Source organism: Chryseobacterium cucumeris (genome assembly GCF_001593385.1).
GTDB classification, from domain to species: domain Bacteria; phylum Bacteroidota; class Bacteroidia; order Flavobacteriales; family Weeksellaceae; genus Chryseobacterium; species Chryseobacterium cucumeris.
Window position 1 is genome coordinate 121,989 of sequence record NZ_LUVZ01000034.1, and the last position, 17,020, is coordinate 139,008.

General features: G+C 36.0%; 18 protein-coding genes. 10 read left to right on the forward strand and 8 right to left on the reverse strand.

The genetic code is table 11. The features are described 5' to 3' along the window. Positions 1 to 40 precede the first annotated feature (40 nt). The 6 genes from A1704_RS15725 to A1704_RS15750 form a co-directional block, all read right to left on the reverse strand. Positions 41 to 703 (reverse strand): porin family protein, encoded by a 663-nt coding sequence (locus A1704_RS15725; protein ID WP_062675015.1) that lies wholly within the window; start codon positions 701 to 703, stop codon positions 41 to 43. Between the two features lie 75 nt (positions 704 to 778). Beyond that, positions 779 to 1,441: an outer membrane beta-barrel protein gene (locus A1704_RS15730; RefSeq protein WP_062675017.1), complete on the reverse strand. Its 663-nt coding sequence runs from the start codon at positions 1,439 to 1,441 to the stop codon at positions 779 to 781. A gap of 75 nt (positions 1,442 to 1,516) precedes the next feature. After that, entirely contained in the window at positions 1,517 to 2,173 is a 657-nt protein-coding gene (locus A1704_RS15735) for an outer membrane protein (protein ID WP_062675019.1), read from the reverse strand. 460 nt (positions 2,174 to 2,633) lie between these two features. Continuing rightward, positions 2,634 to 3,134: a hypothetical protein gene (locus A1704_RS15740; RefSeq protein ID WP_062675021.1), complete on the reverse strand. Its 501-nt coding sequence runs from the start codon at positions 3,132 to 3,134 to the stop codon at positions 2,634 to 2,636. A 133-nt stretch (positions 3,135 to 3,267) separates the two neighbouring features. Then, on the reverse strand, positions 3,268 to 3,930 hold the full coding sequence (locus A1704_RS15745) for a porin family protein (RefSeq protein WP_062675023.1): 663 nt from the start codon (positions 3,928 to 3,930) through the stop codon (positions 3,268 to 3,270). Positions 3,931 to 4,047: 117 nt separating this feature from the next. Beyond that, positions 4,048 to 5,007: a PhoH family protein gene (locus A1704_RS15750; protein ID WP_002979097.1), complete on the reverse strand. Its 960-nt coding sequence runs from the start codon at positions 5,005 to 5,007 to the stop codon at positions 4,048 to 4,050. Between the two features lie 133 nt (positions 5,008 to 5,140). Between A1704_RS15750 and A1704_RS15755 the strand changes: the two genes are divergently transcribed. From A1704_RS15755 to rplI, 7 genes are all read left to right on the forward strand, one after another. Beyond that, complete coding sequence (locus tag A1704_RS15755; protein ID WP_062675025.1) at positions 5,141 to 5,968, forward strand: SAM hydrolase/SAM-dependent halogenase family protein; 828 nt, start codon at positions 5,141 to 5,143, stop codon at positions 5,966 to 5,968. Positions 5,969 to 6,031: 63 nt separating this feature from the next. Continuing rightward, positions 6,032 to 7,339: a dihydrolipoamide acetyltransferase family protein gene (locus A1704_RS15760; protein ID WP_062675027.1), complete on the forward strand. Its 1,308-nt coding sequence runs from the start codon at positions 6,032 to 6,034 to the stop codon at positions 7,337 to 7,339. A gap of 261 nt (positions 7,340 to 7,600) precedes the next feature. Then, the gene (locus A1704_RS15765) at positions 7,601 to 8,236 is read left to right on the forward strand and encodes a hypothetical protein (protein WP_131797521.1); all 636 of its coding nucleotides are present in this window, start codon (positions 7,601 to 7,603) and stop codon (positions 8,234 to 8,236) included. Between the two features lie 41 nt (positions 8,237 to 8,277). Then, a complete protein-coding gene (locus tag A1704_RS15770; protein WP_062675031.1) occupies positions 8,278 to 9,663 on the forward strand; it encodes a chloride channel protein in 1,386 nt (461 codons plus the stop codon). A gap of 100 nt (positions 9,664 to 9,763) precedes the next feature. Further along, a complete protein-coding gene (gene rpsF, locus A1704_RS15775; protein ID WP_034695444.1) occupies positions 9,764 to 10,105 on the forward strand; it encodes a 30S ribosomal protein S6 in 342 nt (113 codons plus the stop codon). A gap of 32 nt (positions 10,106 to 10,137) precedes the next feature. Further along, complete coding sequence (gene rpsR, locus A1704_RS15780) at positions 10,138 to 10,440, forward strand: 30S ribosomal protein S18 (protein ID WP_002979091.1); 303 nt, start codon at positions 10,138 to 10,140, stop codon at positions 10,438 to 10,440. Between the two features lie 110 nt (positions 10,441 to 10,550). Then, complete coding sequence (gene rplI, locus A1704_RS15785) at positions 10,551 to 11,048, forward strand: 50S ribosomal protein L9 (protein WP_047429787.1); 498 nt, start codon at positions 10,551 to 10,553, stop codon at positions 11,046 to 11,048. A 291-nt stretch (positions 11,049 to 11,339) separates the two neighbouring features. Here the strand turns inward: rplI and A1704_RS15790 are convergent, their stop codons facing one another. Further along, a complete protein-coding gene (locus tag A1704_RS15790; protein WP_062675033.1) occupies positions 11,340 to 12,143 on the reverse strand; it encodes a helix-turn-helix domain-containing protein in 804 nt (267 codons plus the stop codon). A gap of 214 nt (positions 12,144 to 12,357) precedes the next feature. On the opposite strand from A1704_RS15790, the gene A1704_RS15795 reads away from it, so the two are divergent. The 3 genes from A1704_RS15795 (at position 12,358) to A1704_RS15805 (ending at position 16,499) form a co-directional block, all read left to right on the forward strand. Continuing rightward, complete coding sequence (locus A1704_RS15795; RefSeq protein ID WP_062675035.1) at positions 12,358 to 13,614, forward strand: TolC family protein; 1,257 nt, start codon at positions 12,358 to 12,360, stop codon at positions 13,612 to 13,614. A gap of 5 nt (positions 13,615 to 13,619) precedes the next feature. Then, positions 13,620 to 14,666, forward strand: coding sequence for an HlyD family secretion protein (locus A1704_RS15800; protein WP_062675037.1), 1,047 nt, complete (start codon positions 13,620 to 13,622; stop codon positions 14,664 to 14,666). A gap of 270 nt (positions 14,667 to 14,936) precedes the next feature. After that, positions 14,937 to 16,499 carry an MFS transporter gene (locus tag A1704_RS15805; RefSeq protein WP_062675039.1) on the forward strand — a complete coding sequence of 521 codons (1,563 nt, stop codon included), beginning with the start codon at positions 14,937 to 14,939 and terminating at the stop codon, positions 16,497 to 16,499. Between the two features lie 2 nt (positions 16,500 to 16,501). On the opposite strand, the gene A1704_RS15810 is transcribed toward A1704_RS15805, so the two are convergent. Further along, on the reverse strand, positions 16,502 to 17,011 hold the full coding sequence (locus tag A1704_RS15810; protein ID WP_062675041.1) for a hypothetical protein: 510 nt from the start codon (positions 17,009 to 17,011) through the stop codon (positions 16,502 to 16,504). Positions 17,012 to 17,020: the final 9 nt, after the last annotated feature.

Genomic DNA, 17,020 nt, shown 5'->3' on the forward strand with positions numbered 1-17,020 from the left:
AGAATTTCTGAGAGTTTTTTGTTTTTATATTGGGATCTGTTTATTTAAACTTGTATCCTACGCCTAACTGAAAGAAATTCATTTTTAAAGTTTCACCATCCACTGGATTTTTGATCATATTGGTAAGACCGAAACTATAACGTGCATCCACAAATAATCCTTTATAAATTGCGTAATCTGCTCCTAAGAACAAACCAAAGTCTGTAGACTTCAACGTATCATTCAAATATCTTTCTACATAACGCTCTCCTTCTCTGATTCCTGAAGGATCTACCATACCTGCATTTGGGCCGCTCATTTCAAATTTCACCTTGTTACTGGTCTTAAAACTCACGTATGGACCTGCATAAATTCCTAATTCAGGGGTTGCATAATATCTTGCAGACACAGGAATTACAATTCTGTTAAGGTTCATTTTTTCAGTTACGGTAATACCCGGCATTGAAACCTCTGCTTTTCCTCCAAGGTTAGCATATTCTACCTCTCCCTGAATGGCAAATTTGTTGTTGAATTTATGCTCAACCAAACCTCCGATATAAAAGCCTGATTTGGATTTCAAACCTCCTTCTATTCCTCCCATTTCAAAATCATTTTCATTGGAATTCAGTTTTGATAAGGCATAACCGGCCTTTACCCCGAATGTCGTCTGCGCATTTAAGCCTGTAAATAAAGCAATCGCTGATGCTAATAAGATTTTTTTCATGATTATTATTAATTAGTTTTATAGTAAAGAAGCCCTAAGACATCTATCTCAGGGCTAATATATCTATTTTATTTATTATTTTGCAAATACATATTTAACTCCAAAAGTCACGGAAGTCAAACTGATTCCAAATTTGTAATCATCAGTTCTTTTTGCCCCGTCAATATCTCTTTTGTGAGTATTGTACCCGAATTCTCCTATTGTAGCTTCAATTGACCAGTTCTTAGTCAGGAAATAGTCCAGACCTGGTTTAATATTCACTCCAATATTGGTATAGCTATTTTCGCTGTTCAAGGCAGCTGTAAGTAAAGGGTCTGCATCGTTAATATTACTTTTTGCATTCATTTTTTCCTTACCAAACTCCAATGGAACCTGTAACTGTCCGAAGATGTATAATTTATCAGACAAAGTCCAGTATTTTCTCACGAATGGAGCTACCACAAAAGCATTATCTATATATTTAACTTCAAATGCATTACTTATGGCAGGATTTCCCAATTTGTATTTTGTAACAGCACTTTTATAGCCTATACCAAGTCCCACGGCTAGATTATTAGTAACGAAATACCCTGCTGTAGGAAGGATTCTGATCACATCATCCTTTCTATTCGTTTCAAATTCGTTTTTCTCATTGTGATAATATCCTACCTGACCTGAAAGATAAGAAGTTCCTTTTGCAATCTGTGCATTAGATAAACCGAAAAGCGCCACAGCACCCATCAATACGATTTTTTTCATGATTATTATATTAGTTTTGTATAGCAAAAAAGCCCTAAGAGTTTCTCAGGGCTTTCTTGCTATATGCTTTGTTTATTATTTTGCAAATACATATTTAACTCCGAAAGTTACAGAAGATAAATTCAATCCGAAGTTGTAGTTGTTTGTAGCATCACCATCTTTTGGCTTGTAGTTGCTATAACCGAACTCACCGATAGTAGCTTCGATAGACCAGTTTTTGTTTAAGAAATAATCTAAACCTGGCTTAACAGTTACACCGATTTGAGTGTATTTAGCTTCAGTAGAAGTAGAGTTAGAAATTGTAGTGTTTCCAGCTGTAGTTACAGAGCTGTTTTCATTTTCAGTTTTTCCAAACTGCATTGGAACTGCTAATTGTCCGAAGATATACAACTTGTCAGACAAAGTCCAGTATTTTCTTACGAATGGAGCAACAACGAAAGCTGGTTGCTTAATTACATTTTCGCTTACAGTTGTAGCGTTTCCGATAGTTGTAGTCGTAGTAGTTGTAGTTTTTTCAGTTTGGTATCCTACACCTAATCCGATTGCTAAGTTAGTGTTAACGAAATATCCAACTGTAGGTAATACGTTGAAGTTTTCAGTTTTAAGGTTACCGTTGTTAGTTTCTACTTGAGAATAACCAACAGATCCTGATAAATATGTAGTTCCTTTAGCAATCTGAGCGTTTGACAAACCGAAAAGTGCAACAGCACCCGCTAATAATATTTTTTTCATTTTAAAAAATTTTAATACTTTCTGAGGGCAAATTTACAGTGGTCACCACTAATATTAAAATTTGTTAATGTGATTAATATCATTGTTAAAATTTAGGGTTTTGTAAAAATAAATCATAGTTAAGAGATGTTATTGAGTTTTTCACAATATTATGAATAAAAAAATTATTTTTTTTCAACAACACTCAAATATATTTACTTTTTTAAATTTTCCGATTTTTTCTAAAACCTCATGAATCCTGGAAAAATGATAAAATTAATTAACCTAAATCACTAATTTTAAAGTTATTAACTCTTAAAATTTAAACAATCGTTTATTATTTAAGACTATTTTCACATATTTCTAATCGTTATACATCCACTCTATTAAAAATTTCTGATCAGAAATCCGTATAGTCTATATATAAGTAATCAAAAAACTCCGGTCTTTGGCCGGAGTTTTCATATGCAATTGCTTTTTCTTATTTCAAGAAGAAGTTATAACCAATGTTAACAGCTCCTACATTCCAGCTATAGCTTCCCCATCCCGGTAGGTCACGCTTATTGCTGATAGATTGGTAACCGATGTACAACTCCCCTTTAGACATTTGATATCCAAATTTAGGTTGTGCATAGAAACCGCCATCTACTCCATCCTTTGTAGAAATACCATATCCAAGATCTAACCCTACAAAGATTGGAGCTCCTTTAAATCTATATTTCCCGGAAACAGCTACAGGAACAAATCCGAAATCATCAAAGTGATCTTTTCCGAAGAAATGAGAATATCCTGTGGTTACCCCAAGGTCAAGACCTTTAGCAATATTCCACATATAAGCTGCATCTACTCCTAATGTAAACGAAGATACATCACTTGCATCTGATACGGGAACACCAATATGTCCACCGATTTTAAAACCTTCCTGCGCCTGAGCAACACCTCCTAAAAGTGCAAAAGCACCTAGTAATAATAGTTTTTTCATTTTTTTAGTAGCTTTGAATTACTGTGCAAAAGTACTAATTATTTTTATCATCAGAATAAACTGCCCTATAACAGGAAAAGCAGAACAAAATTTGTCCTGCTTTATATTATTAATTGGTTCTAAAATTTCAGAATTAGTTTCCTCCGAATTTGAAACCTACACCCACCTGAGCAAAGCTGTTTTTTACAGATCCTCCGCTGTTGTCATTGGATAGGTTGGATACTCCTAAACTGTATCTTGCATCAAAGAAAAGTCCGTTTTCCAGCATATATTCAACACCTAAGAACGGAGCAAGGTTCAATGATTTGATATCTTTTTTAATATCTATATCACCGCCTTCACCTTCCATTTCTACATCAAGGAAATCTGAACCGATGACAGTCTTTTGTTTAGCGGTAAGAATGATTCCTACATTAACACCTGCAGCTACAGAGAAACCTTCTGTAATAAAGTATTTTGCAGAAACAGGAACTAAAAGAGTCCCGAAAGTTACTTTAGTAGACTCCCCAAAATACATTCCTCCAGCGTTTACTCCGTCAATCTTTTCTTTAGCTCCAAGCGGTGAATACAAAACCTCTCCCTGAACAGCAAAGTTATCATTGAATTTGTACTCAGCCATTCCACCGATATAGAAGGTATATTTAGGAGACATTTTTCTTCCGTCAAGATCATCCTGCTTATCGTCTAGTTTAATAGTAGACATTGCGAAACCGGCTTTTGGACCAAATCGAAATTCCTGTGCGTTGGCACAAATTCCCATAGCAGCGACCGCTGCAACAAGTAAAAGTTTTTTCATGTTTAGTTAGTTTTACATTTAAGGTGTGCAAAACTAACTATTTTTTTCAAATTAACAAATTTTAACCGACTTATTTAAGGTTAATAAAAGGTTAATGGAAACTTTTACTTATTTTTATTAGTCGTTTCTTAGTCTTTTCTCTTCGTCGTTATAAGCAAGGATAATCTTTCTTACTACCGGGTGTCTTACCACATCTTCTTCTGTAAGATGTACAAATCCGATTTCTTTTACCCCATTTAAAATTCTCATGGCCTCTTTCAATCCGGATTGTTGATTTTTCGGAAGGTCAATCTGGCTTGGATCTCCTGTGATAATGAACTTGGCATTCATTCCCATTCTGGTAAGGAACATTTTCATCTGAGCATGGGTGGTGTTCTGTGCTTCATCAAGAATCACAAAAGCATCATCCAGTGTACGCCCTCTCATGAACGCCAATGGTGCCACTTCAATTACTTTCTTCTCCATGAAACCTTCCAGTTTCTCATGCGGAATCATATCACGAAGCGCATCATACAAAGGTTGTAAATATGGATCCAGCTTTTCTTTAAGATCACCCGGAAGAAATCCCAGACTCTCCCCTGCTTCTACAGCCGGTCTTGTCAGGATAATTCTTTTTACTTCTTTATCTCTCAAAGCTCTTGCTGCCAACGCAACGCTGGTATATGTTTTTCCTGTACCTGCAGGTCCAATGGCGAAAACCATGTCCTTTTTCTCCGTTTCCTTTACAAGCTTTTTAAGGTTGGTCGTCTTAGCTTTAATAACTTTTCCGTTGACTCCTTTTACAATGATATCCTGATCGAATACCAGTTGCTTCTCATTTTCGTCTTTAATATTCAATATATTTTCAACATCTTTCAGCCCTATTGAATTGTTTTTGGAGATAAAACTGACAATATCATCCAGTTTTTGTTTCAGTATGTCTAAAGCTTCCTGATTTCCCATGGCAAAGATAAAATGATCTCTTCCTGTAATTTTAATGGTTGGAAAGCTTGATTTTATTAAGTTGAAATATTGGTTATTAACTCCATAGAAGATTTTCGCATCGATATCTTCCAAATCATATGTTAATTCAAACATGCAGTATTTTTATTTTTAGATTTTAAAATTAAAGCTTTTTTTCAAATTTATATCAAATTCTTTTCAACAATCTTTCGGGCTTTCTTTTTATTTTAAATAACTTTGCAATACTACACTATTCTATAAATTGCTCATGTCAATTATTACCCTTACTTCGGATTTCGGAAATTTAGATTACAGAGTTGCTGCTGTAAAAGGCAAAATTCTGTCTCTAAACCCTGAGGTTAATATTATTGATATAACCCACGAAATCCAGGCATTCAATCTTATACAGACTTCATATATTGTAAGAAATGCTTATAAATATTTTCCCAAAGGAAGCATTCACATTCTTTCCGTAGACAGTTTTTACAGCAAATCAAGAAAGAATATCCTCTATAAAGCAGACGGATCTTACTTCCTGGCGGCAGACAACGGCCTTTTGAGCCTTATATTTTTTGATATTAAACCGGAAGCCATCTACGAACTTACGCTGAACAATCGTTTTGATGACGTTATCAACTTTACTTCTACAGACATTTTTGTTCCTGCAGCAGTGCATCTTGCCAATGGCGGACTTCCTGAAGTCATAGGAAGGAAAATAAGCACCGCAAAACAACTTATGTTTCCACGAGCGGTTTATAATGAATCGGAAGGGATGATTATTGGTGAAGTGACTTATATTGATAATTTCGGAAATATAATATCAAATATCAATAAAGATTTTTTTGAGAACATCAGTAAAGGTTACAACAGTTTTACCATAAAATTCAGAAATTTAAGCCTTTCAAGAATATTTTCCAGCCATACAGAAGTTGTTTCAGACTGGAAAAGGGAGACCGAATTCCACGGACAGTCTGCGGCAATATTCAATGATAGTCAGTTATTGGAGCTTACCATCTACAAAGGAAGCAAGAAAAACGGCGCTAAAAGCCTGTTTGGACTGAATGTGGGAGAAAATATTTATATTGAATTCAGCTAAGATTATATATTTCTTAAAAAAACCGATTTTTTTTATATATTTGTCAAAATCTAAAAATCAAAAATGGCAGAATACAAATTATTGCTTCCTTCCATGGGAGAAGGGGTTATGGAAGCGACAATTATCACTTGGTTATTCAATGAAGGTGATAACGTAAAGGAGGATGACTCCGTAGTAGAAATTGCAACAGATAAAGTAGATTCAGACGTACCGACACCAGTTTCGGGGAAAATTGTAAAAATTTTAAAGCAAAAAGATGAAGTTGCAAAAGTAGGTGAAGCCATTGCTATTTTAGAAATTGAAGGAGAAGGCGCAGCTTCAGAAGAAGTAAAAACTGAAACTCCGGCGGCTACTCCGGATGCTGAAACTTTAAAAACGATTGAAGAGCCTCTACAAACAGTAGCTGCTTCAAACGTAGAATTCTCAGGAGATCTTTATCTGTCTCCACTTGTAAAATCTATCGCACAACAGGAAAATATTTCTGAAACTGAACTGAAATCTATCAAAGGAAGCGGTTTAGAAGGAAGAATTACCAAAGAAGATATATTAGCATATGTTGCTAACAGAGGAAGCAAGCCAGCTCAGCAGGCTGCTCCGGTACAGACAGCTTCAACTCCACAACCGGCAGTATCAGCTCCGGCAGCTACTATTCCGGTAAGTGCAGGTGATGAGATCATTCCAATGGACAGAATGAGAAAGATCATCGCTGAAAACATGGTGAAAGCAAAACAAATTGCTCCACACGTTACTTCTTTCATTGAAACAGACGTTACCAACGTTGTAAAATGGAGAAATAAAAACAAAGCTGTATTCGAAAAACGTGAAGGTGAAAAACTGACTTTCATGCCTATTTTCGTAAAAGCGGTAGTGAAGGCAATCCAGGATTTCCCAATGATCAATGTTTCTGTAAATGGTGAAAACATCATCAAAAAGAAAAACATCAACATCGGTATGGCTACTGCCCTTCCGGACGGAAACCTTATCGTTCCAGTTATCAAAAATGCAGATCAGTTATCTCTTTCAGGGCTTGCAAAAGCAATCAATGATTTAGCTTACAGAGCAAGAAACAAGAAATTGAGACCAGAGGATACTCAAGGGGCAACATATACAATTTCTAACGTAGGAAGCTTCGGTAACCTTATGGGAACACCGATCATTCCTCAGCCTCAGGTAGCTATTTTAGCAATCGGAGCAATCGTTAAGAAGCCTGCAGTTCTTGAAACAGCTGACGGAGATGTAATTGCGATCAGAAACTTAATGTTCATGTCTCACTCTTATGACCACAGAGTGGTAGACGGTTCCCTAGGAGGAATGATGCTTAAGCATGTTCACGACTACCTTGAAAACTGGGATCTAAACACAGAAATATAAGTAATAAAATAATCAGTAATAAGTAATTTTACTTATTGTTGATCACATAAAATGAAAACCTTCGGTTAAATCGAAGGTTTTTTGTTTTTTTACTACTTAAGCTTAACAACGTCCTAAACACTAAATATCCCATTGAATAAATACCAAATATTCAACAAAATCAACAATCACCTATCAAATCATCAATTATTTAAATATTTATACACTGTATTAATTTTTTGGAAATTAGATTGATTAGCATTATTTTTAAACAAAATATTATTGAGAAAAATGGATCCGGATTACAGGAAATATGATGTCACAAGGTTTTTTGATTTCACAGAACAGGATGAAAAACTCATTACTGAAATCTATGATCTGCTTTCTCTATCGTATGATATTACTGTCATTGATGTCAAAGAGTCCCCATATGAACAGTTCAGCTCTTTTGATATGTATCCGTTATTTATTCCACGCATCTGTTACCTGGTGAAGGATATGAATAACAGCAATAACTCTTTCTATCTTTTTATCGTCAGTAAAGTGGGAATAAATTCCAAAGGCGGACGTTTAGATCGTAAATATGACACTATCCAGCTTTGGGGATTAAAAAAACTTGAAGAAGATTTTGGGTATATTTCCATTAATAAAAAGAAGCTAATGGATAAGATTGCAGGAATCTTCAACAGTTTCTCTATTAATTTTAAAGATCCTGACTTTAAAGATTTTTATGTCGTGGGAAGTGATTCGTTTAAAACCATGAGCTTTTTAACCCAAAAAAGAAAAGAAACAATAAAAAGCTTCTCTGATGAAGGCTTTAAGCTTGAAGTCAGAAACAGCATTTTAAGTTTTGGTATACCTGATATTCTTACGGTTGAAAATGCTGAAATCACCTCAAAGTTTTTAAACGAAATATAATTTCCAAAATTTACCGTAATTTCATCCCTCAAAACCTGCAGATGCTGAAAATTTTTACCCTCATAAAAAGATCCCTCAAAAATTCTTTCGACAATATCCGGAATGAACAGCTTAAGCATAATCTGCTTCAGGCCATTCCCTTTTGGATAGGATCTGTCATAACAGGCTTTTTTGCTGTGATGTACGCACAGGTATTTGCATGGGGCGAACATCTGATGAATTTCATTTTCGACTGGCACGCATGGATGATCTTTATTATTGCACCTGTTGGATTTGTACTTTCCTGGTGGCTGGTGAAAGAATTTGCTCCCAATGCCAAAGGAAGTGGTATTCCGCAAGTGATGGCAGCTGTAGAACTGGCTAACCCGAAAGAACATAGGAAAATCCGGAATCTTTTAAGTATTAAGATTATTTTTTTCAAAATACTTTCTTCTGTTGTTCTGGTCATCGGAGGAGGCGCTGTAGGACGTGAAGGCCCTACCATTCAGATTGCCGGCTCTGTTTTCAGAAAAGTGAATGAATATCTTCCCGAATGGTGGCCAAAGATTTCCAAAAAAAATATGATTATGACGGGAGCGGCAGCAGGACTTGCTGCAGCGTTCAATACTCCGTTGGGAGGAATTGTTTTCGCTGTGGAAGAGCTGTCAAAAACCCATATCAATTACTTCAAAACAGCCTTGTTTACGGCGGTAATCATTGCAGGTCTTACAGCACAAACATTGGCAGGATCTTATTTATATCTGGGATATCCGAAGACCAATGATGTTTCCTTAATGGTTATGCTTCCGATCATACTAGTTGCTGCTACTGCTGGCATTATGGCCAGCCAGCTATCTGTTACCATGCTTAAAATCAATAGCTGGAAGAAGAAAAAACTGAAAACAGATAAAGCCAACGTGGTATTTCTGATCATTTGTGCCTTAATTATCGCTTCCATCGCCTATTTTATCAACAGAGAAGTACTGGGCTCCGGAAAAGAAATTATGGAGCGTGTCCTTTTTACCAAAGATAAGCACGAAGACTGGTATGTTCCTATCCTCAGAATGCTGGGGCCTGCCCTTTCCTTTACTTCCGGAGGTGCCGGCGGAATTTTTGCTCCGGCTCTTACTGCGGGAGCAAGTATAGGTTCTGTTATTTCAGGAATTATTCATTTAACACCCAACGAAACCAATGTGGTGATTCTGGCAGGAATGGTTGCCTTTCTTACCGGCATAACAAGGGCTCCGTTTACTTCAGCCATTATTGTACTGGAAATGACAGACAGACATTCCCTGATATTCCATCTGATGCTTGCCGGAATGATCTCTTCTATTGCTTCCATCCTGGTAAGCAGACATTCTTTGTATGATGTTTTGAAGGTGAATTTTCTGACGGAAATAAGAAACCAGGATGAACAGAATGCAGGAATTCATAGCAAAGGGGAATAATTAATCTCAGGAATCATCAACTATTTCACAGATCTCTTGCATATAAGAAATATATTTTCTACTTTTGCACCTCGAAATAATTAACAAATTTTTTAACATTATGAACAATTACGAAACTGTTTTCATTTTAACTCCCGTTCTATCTGAGGCACAGGTAGAGGAAGCAGTGAACAAGTATGTAGATCTAATCAAAGAAAAGAACTGCGAAATCGTTGCTAAAGAAAACTGGGGATTAAAAAAATTAGCTTACCCAATTCAATTGAAAAAGAATGGGTTCTATACTTTAATCGAATTTAAAGGAGAAGGTACTGTAGTTGCTGATTTAGAATTAGCATTTAAGCGTGACGAAAGAGTAATCCGTTACCTTACTACAAAACTTGACAAGCACGCTGTAGAGTACGCTGTAACAAGAAGAGCTAAAGTAAAAGCAGCTAAAGCTTAATTATTAACCCTATTTTTTAAAAAAGACAAGACATGGCAATAGATGAAATGGCTAAACAAGCCTCAGCAGGAGGAGAATCAGAAGTAAAATTCCTTACTCCACTTGATATCAATACAAAATCTGAAAAGAAATATTGTAGATTCAAAAAATACGGAATTAAGCACGTTGATTACAAAGATGCTGATTTCTTATTACAATTTGTAAACGAGCAAGGTAAAATTTTACCAAGAAGATACACCGGAACTTCTTTAAAATACCAAAGAAAAGTTTCTGCTGCTATCAAAAGAGCAAGACACCTTGCTTTACTACCATACGTAGCTGACTTATTGAAATAAGACAAAAATAAATAAGAGAAGAGGTTTTTCCTCTTCTTTTGTTGCTGAATACATCATTAATTCTAACTTGATTTTAGATACAACCTAAAATCTTAAAAAGGACAACAACAATGGAAATTATCCTAAAAAAAGACGTAGAAAACTTAGGACTTGAGTTTGATACAGTAAACGTAAAGCCAGGTTATGCTAGAAACTTCTTAATTCCTCAAGGAATTGCTCTTTTAGCTACGCCTAAAAACAAAGCTGCTTTAGAAGCTACATTAGAAGCTAGAAAAGAAGAAGAAGCTAAATTAATCGCTGCTGCTAACGCTGTAGTTGAGCAATTGAAGAAAACTTCTATCACGATCCCTGCAAAAGTAGGTGCTGGTGACAAATTATTCGGATCTATCAACAATGCTGATCTATCTGCTGCTTTAGAAAAAGCTGGTGTTTCTGTAGAGAAAAAATACATCAAAATTCCTGGTAACACGATCAAGAGAACTGGTAAATTCGCAGCTCTTATCAGACTTCACAGAAATGTTGAGTACAACTACGAGTTTGATATCGTATCTGATGCTCCAGTGGAAGCAGCTCCTAAAAAAGAAGAAGCTAAAACTGAAGAAGCTTAATAAGCAACTGAGAATTTCTCACAATACAAGACCACTTCAATTTATTGAGGTGGTTTTTCTTTTGTATAGGGTGACTTTGAAGTAAGATTGATATTAACTACCCCGTCTTTTTGCTTTGCAAAAATCCACCCCTTCAGGGAAGGGGAATATAGGAAATCTTAACAGCTATTACTCGTTAAATTATATTTTTAACAACCTGTACGAAGAACAGGTAGGAAAATCTATTCCACACTATAAACCGTTACCTCACACCCCGTAACCCGAATCTCAAACTCTCACCCCTCCAACTCACTACTTATCCCCTCTCAATTTATGCTGATATTCCGTAGGGGCCATTCCAATTACCTTTTTGAAGATATTACTGAAAGACGAGAGGCTGTTGTACCCTACCATCATGGCAATCTCATACATATTGTATTTTCCTTCCAGCATCAGCTCAAGGGAACGGGTAATTCTCAACGCTCTCAGAAAGCGAACGTAATTCATGCCCAGAATCTCTTTAAATTTCCTGGAAAGGGTTCTTGTACTCATCCCAAATTCTTTTGCCGTAGATTCAATCGTAAGAGGCTTCTCAAGGTTAGCATGAATATATCTTGCAATCTTCAGCAATGTTTCATCTTTTGGGAAAGGATGCTGTATCGGAAATGCCAGATGTTTATGTTTCTTTTCATGTAAAACTCCTTTAAGAGCTTTGAGAAAATAATATTTTGAGGTATCATTTTTTGTGATTTTCCCATCCCAGTCTTTAGTATAGAAAATCATTTCCCTAAGGAGATTATTGACGGAATAAATATTGATTTCATCAAAAAAGCCACTTTCATTCTCTTCTTTTTTAAAATAAAAGTTATACAAATAAACCTTTGGGCTGGTTGAAAAAATATAATGTGGTGTACCGGCAGGAATCCACATAAAGCATCTGGCAGGAAGATACCAGTGTTTCTGATCCGTAAAAACATGCACAATACCGCCTTCTGCATAGACTAATTGTGCTGAACTGTGATAATGAATCTCTGTGGTAACATTTCCGGTAAGAACATGATAGATGTAAAATTCGGCATCATCTTCTTCTACCGCTTTAAAATGGCTGTTGTTCATTCCATAAAGGTAAGAAGAATTTCCAAATTGGCGTAAATGAGCAAATCTTTTTCTGTTTTCACAAATAGGGTCTGTGGCTTCTCACCGTAACTTTGCTGCATCAAAATCATTTTAGCAAAAATCCTTTAATTAATTTATGAATATCATATTGAACGCATGCCGGTATATGTGCATTGCGTTGTGCTTATTATTGAGCAGTTTTTTACATTCACAGATGATCGATTACCAGCATCTCGGCTTAAAGCAAGCTATAGAGATTGGTTTGAAAAATAATAAAAACATACAGATCAGTCATCTGAAACAGGAAATGTCCGTTACCAAAGAGAAAGACCTCAAGATGGAGAAACTTCCGGATATTGAATTTCATACAAGCTATAATCAGGTCACCAACCTGTTCCAGCATCAAAATGGTGTATTTAATAAAGCGACCAAGTACGATGTGATTAATGGAATGTATGATTTTACATTATCCGCTTCAATTCCGGTGTACATGGGAGGAAAAATTAAAAATACGGAAAAGAAAGCGGCTATAGATACTGAAATTTCAGCTTTAAAAACCCATCTCGATGAGAGACAGCTTAAAATGACCATTATTACTGCTTTTCTACAGATCCATCATTTAAAAGAGCAACAGAGTCTGATTAATGATAAAATGAAGGAAGATTCTGTAAACATCAAGCAGGTAAAAGCTTTGAAAGCTAATGGTGTTGTAACGGTCAATGAAGTCTTAAGAACATCACTTCAGTTGTCCAATCACAAAATGAGCTGGACGGAACTGGATAATGATATTCAGATCGCAGAACACAAACTGAAAACAATTCTTTCGCTTCCTGAAAATCAGGAAATACATGTCAACACAGAAGATCTTATTTCAGACAATGCTGCCATTCCTTATGTTGATGAACTTACAGAAACTGCTTTAAACAAAAATGAATCTGTTGAAATTACCCATAAGAATCTTTCCCTGAAAGAATTGGATCAAAAGATTACCAAAGCTAATTATTTACCTAAAATTACAGCTGGCGGTGAATATTTTTTAAAATATCCGAATATGATGTTCTTTCCTCCCGAACCCTACGCATATCGTCTGGGAATGGTGGGGATAAATCTTACCTATCCTATCGAAAATCTGTACAAAAATAAATACAGAATGCAGGAAGCACGGGAAAATATTGATCTTGCCAAACTTCAGATTGAAGAAAACGAGGAAAATGTAAGACACAATGTTTATGAGGCTTATAAAAAGTTTGAAGAGACAGACCAGAAGGTAAAAATTGCTGAAGAAGCAATTAATCAGGCTAAAGAAAATTATCGTATTGTAAGAACAAAGTATGCCAATAAGCTTAGCCTTATTACTGAACTGATAGATGCAGACAATACGTATCTGGAAGCTGAATCTAATCTTATTTCCGTAAAAATTAACCGACAACTTAAATATTACCAACTCCAATATACAATTGGGAACTTATAAAAACTATGGCACAGAAACAATTGACACAAAAAGAAAAAAGAATCAACAAGTCCATTACTTTACTGGCCTGGATCCTGATCATCAGTGGAATCACAGGAATGGTAAGCTTTTATCTTTTTTCGAGAAAAAATGTGACGACGAATGATGCGCAGATCGAGCAATATATTACGCCTGTATCCAGTAAGGTTTCAGGGTTTATCAAAACGATAAAGTTTAACGAAAACCAGTTTGTACATAAAGGTGATACATTAATCGTCATTGACAACAGAGAGTTTGTGAATCAGGTACATATGGCTGAAGCGAATCTTCATGCCAATACAGCAACAATCAGCACCATTGAAAGCGGTGTCAGCACCAAAGAAAGTGATACAAAGATTATTGATGCTAAAATTGCTTCAGCAAAAATTGACATTTGGAGAACAGAACAGGATTACAAAAGATATAAAAATCTGTTAACAGAAGATGCGGCCACAGAACAGGAATTTGAAAATGTAAAGGCTTCTTATGAACAGTCAAAAGCCAATCTTTTGGCATTGGAACAGCAGAAAAATGCAGTAAAAGCCGGAGCGAACGAACAACAAACCAAAGTTGCCCCTGTAAAAAGCCAGATCAAGCAGAGTTCTGCCAGTCTTAACAATGCGAAGCTTTATCTTTCTTATACGGTAATTACGGCTCCTTATGACGGATGGGTAGGAAAGAAGACCATTCAGGAAGGACAGTTGATTAAAGAAGGACAGGCTTTGGTACAAATCGTGAGCAAAGAGAAATGGATCATTGCCAATTACAAAGAAACACAGCTTGGGCAGATTGATCAGAGCAAGGAAGTAATTATTACTGCGGATGCTTATCCCAATGTTGAGTTTAAAGGGAAAATTCTTTCCGTTTCTCCCGCATCAGGATCTCAATTTTCCTTAGTTAAACCAGATAATGCAACGGGAAACTTTGTGAAAATAGAACAGAGATTTCCCGTAAAAATTATTCTGGATAATAACAAAAACAATGAAAAGCTGCTTTCCGGAATGAATGTTCTGGTGAGCGCGAAGAAGATTTAAGTTTGAAAGTGGGAGTGTTTGAGAGTATTAGAGTATAAAATATTCGGTTTAATTTAACTTTCAAATTCTCCCAATTTCAAATTTTCAAATTAAATTATTTTTTTAGCGAAAAGGCAAACCGCAAAATAGCAAATCTGCCAATTTTTTCTTCAAGCATATTTGCCGTTTTACCTTTTACTTTTACCCCCTTTTGCCCTTTGTCTTTTCGCATTTTTCATTCAGATTAAACAGCAGAAAAACGATTTTTTGCTTTTTATCACCATAAAAATTATGCAACATAATACAGTTTATCATAAATGGGTACCACAATGGCTGAAACTGCCTCTTCTTATACTGGCATTGTTTCCCCACCTGATGTTGTTGTCGCTTTTACATTCTAACAGCGCCTTCACATCTTCTTTTATGGATGTAGATTCAGATGACATCCAGTATTTAATGATTTTGATGTATGGGACATTTGTGGTTACCCTTTTAGTATTACAGAGATTTATGGCCTATTTCAGCGTGAAATACTATGTTTTGCTGATGGCCTCTATTTCGGTGATTATTCTTTATATTTTATCAGTCACCAATGATTATCATATGATATTGGTGATCCGGTTTTTGGAAGGAATTTTCGGTTTGCTCGAAGGTGCCATTTTCCTGCCTTTAATTATCGCAGAATTAAAAACAAAGCACGCCAAAGTCTTAGCATATCTTTTTATGTATACGATTATGCTGACCGGAGGAACTATTACGACTTCCCTGTTAAAATCAAGTATTGAAGATTACGATTTCCAACATATGGTTCTGATGATGGTCTACTTCCATGTGTTTGTACTGATCATCGGTATTGCTCTGTTCAACAGAAACCGGTTTTTTCCTAAAAAACCTTTGTATCAATTGGATATTACAAGCTGGTTTCTTCTTTGGGTATGCCTGCAGGCTGGCGGCTATGCCATTATTTATGGTAAAAGACTGATGTGGTTCGAGTCTGATACTATTATCATGTGTCTGTTTATATTTCTTCTTTCCGGAGGCCTATTTATGCTTAAGCAAAGAAATTCCAAGAGACCGTTGTTCCATTTCGAAGTTTTCAGTTCTAAAAATGTCATTGCAGGAATGATCCTGTTTTTCATCTTTTATCTGATCCGTTCCGGACTGAATAATGTCTACAGCATCATGGCTACCGTATGGAAATGGCCCTGGGATTATATTGTGAACATCCAGTACTGGAATGTAGCAGGAACTCTTTTGGGTATTTTGTTGTCAGGAATCTGTCTGGTTCGCGGAGTATCATCAAGAATTGTTTTCTTCACCGGATTTCTTTTACTGGCCATAGATTGTGCATGGTTTACCTATACTTTTTATCCTGACACTACCCTTTCTACAATCTGTCCTCCTTTATTTCTGCAGGGTGTTGCTCAGGGATTCTTATTTACACCTCTTGTTTTCTTTCTGATTTCAGGAACTCCAGAAGAATATGTATCCAATGCTACTGCGTTGGGTACAACAACCCGATTCTGGACAACAGCTATCGGATATGCTCTGATGCAAAACCTGATGTTATTTTTAACACTAAAACATTCCGATGCACTCAGCGCTAACCTTACAGACACCAATCCTGTTTTTTACAATCAATGGAGCCAGATTTTCGGTGCTAATATTTCAAAACTGCCAGTGAATGATTCTTTATCCATGACAACAGGCGCTTTTAAAGCTAAAATAACAGCTCAGTCTATTCTGCTTTCCAATATGGAAATTTTCACGGGCCTGTTCTGGCTGGCTCTTATTACTGCAATTGGGCTACTATTGTATCATCCTGTAAAAATAGCAGTACGAAATATTATGTAGAATTACTCTCCCCAAAAAGACCATACTGTTCCGTTGAAAACAGCCAGTTGCTTTTTCTGAGTATCATAAACCATCATACCGGCAGCAGGTGAGATAATATTAAGGTGAGGAGAAGTTACTTTTGGTAAAATCATGGCTTTATTACTATCTTCAAGCACCAGAATTCCGGAAACGGATGACGGTGTTCCTACAGAAACCTTTGCTTCAGGCTGATCTGTCAAATTATCCTGAAGACTCGTGTCAGCATTACCAGTTGTGTCTACTGAAAGATCTTTCCAAAGATTATTCTGATAGACTTTCACTTTCATGTCTGAAATATCGAATATCAATGTGCCATTCACCACGTTTTGAATACCGGAAGTATCTGTTACCCAAGGAAGAACAATACCACGGTTTTCATTTCCAAACTCAATAGATGATGAAGCTGATTCTAATGTCGTTTTTCCTAAAGCAACCTGAGCATTAAAGATTCCGGATGCTGTTATTATAATGATTGAGACTATTTTTTTCATAACGAATTA

What these genes read in the sequence shown, in the direction of transcription:
- A1704_RS15730 (WP_062675017.1), bottom strand. Translation starts at nt 1,441, where the DNA reads ATGAAAAAAATCGTATTGATGGGTGCTGTGGCGCTTTTCGGTTTATCT.
- A1704_RS15755 (WP_062675025.1), top strand. Translation starts at nt 5,141, where the DNA reads ATGTCAATTATTACCCTTACTTCGGATTTCGGAAATTTAGATTACAGA.
- A1704_RS15725 (WP_062675015.1), bottom strand. Translation starts at nt 703, where the DNA reads ATGAAAAAAATCTTATTAGCATCAGCGATTGCTTTATTTACAGGCTTA.
- A1704_RS15810 (WP_062675041.1), bottom strand. Translation starts at nt 17,011, where the DNA reads ATGAAAAAAATAGTCTCAATCATTATAATAACAGCATCCGGAATCTTT.
- A1704_RS15735 (WP_062675019.1), bottom strand. Translation starts at nt 2,173, where the DNA reads ATGAAAAAAATATTATTAGCGGGTGCTGTTGCACTTTTCGGTTTGTCA.
- A1704_RS15795 (WP_062675035.1), top strand. Translation starts at nt 12,358, where the DNA reads ATGATCGATTACCAGCATCTCGGCTTAAAGCAAGCTATAGAGATTGGT.
- A1704_RS15750 (WP_002979097.1), bottom strand. Translation starts at nt 5,007, where the DNA reads ATGTTTGAATTAACATATGATTTGGAAGATATCGATGCGAAAATCTTC.
- A1704_RS15800 (WP_062675037.1), top strand. Translation starts at nt 13,620, where the DNA reads ATGGCACAGAAACAATTGACACAAAAAGAAAAAAGAATCAACAAGTCC.
- A1704_RS15745 (WP_062675023.1), bottom strand. Translation starts at nt 3,930, where the DNA reads ATGAAAAAACTTTTACTTGTTGCAGCGGTCGCTGCTATGGGAATTTGT.
- rpsR (WP_002979091.1), top strand. Translation starts at nt 10,138, where the DNA reads ATGGCAATAGATGAAATGGCTAAACAAGCCTCAGCAGGAGGAGAATCA.
- A1704_RS15770 (WP_062675031.1), top strand. Translation starts at nt 8,278, where the DNA reads ATGCTGAAAATTTTTACCCTCATAAAAAGATCCCTCAAAAATTCTTTC.
- A1704_RS15790 (WP_062675033.1), bottom strand. Translation starts at nt 12,143, where the DNA reads ATGAACAACAGCCATTTTAAAGCGGTAGAAGAAGATGATGCCGAATTT.
- A1704_RS15805 (WP_062675039.1), top strand. Translation starts at nt 14,937, where the DNA reads ATGCAACATAATACAGTTTATCATAAATGGGTACCACAATGGCTGAAA.
- A1704_RS15740 (WP_062675021.1), bottom strand. Translation starts at nt 3,134, where the DNA reads ATGAAAAAACTATTATTACTAGGTGCTTTTGCACTTTTAGGAGGTGTT.
- A1704_RS15760 (WP_062675027.1), top strand. Translation starts at nt 6,032, where the DNA reads ATGGCAGAATACAAATTATTGCTTCCTTCCATGGGAGAAGGGGTTATG.
- rpsF (WP_034695444.1), top strand. Translation starts at nt 9,764, where the DNA reads ATGAACAATTACGAAACTGTTTTCATTTTAACTCCCGTTCTATCTGAG.
- rplI (WP_047429787.1), top strand. Translation starts at nt 10,551, where the DNA reads ATGGAAATTATCCTAAAAAAAGACGTAGAAAACTTAGGACTTGAGTTT.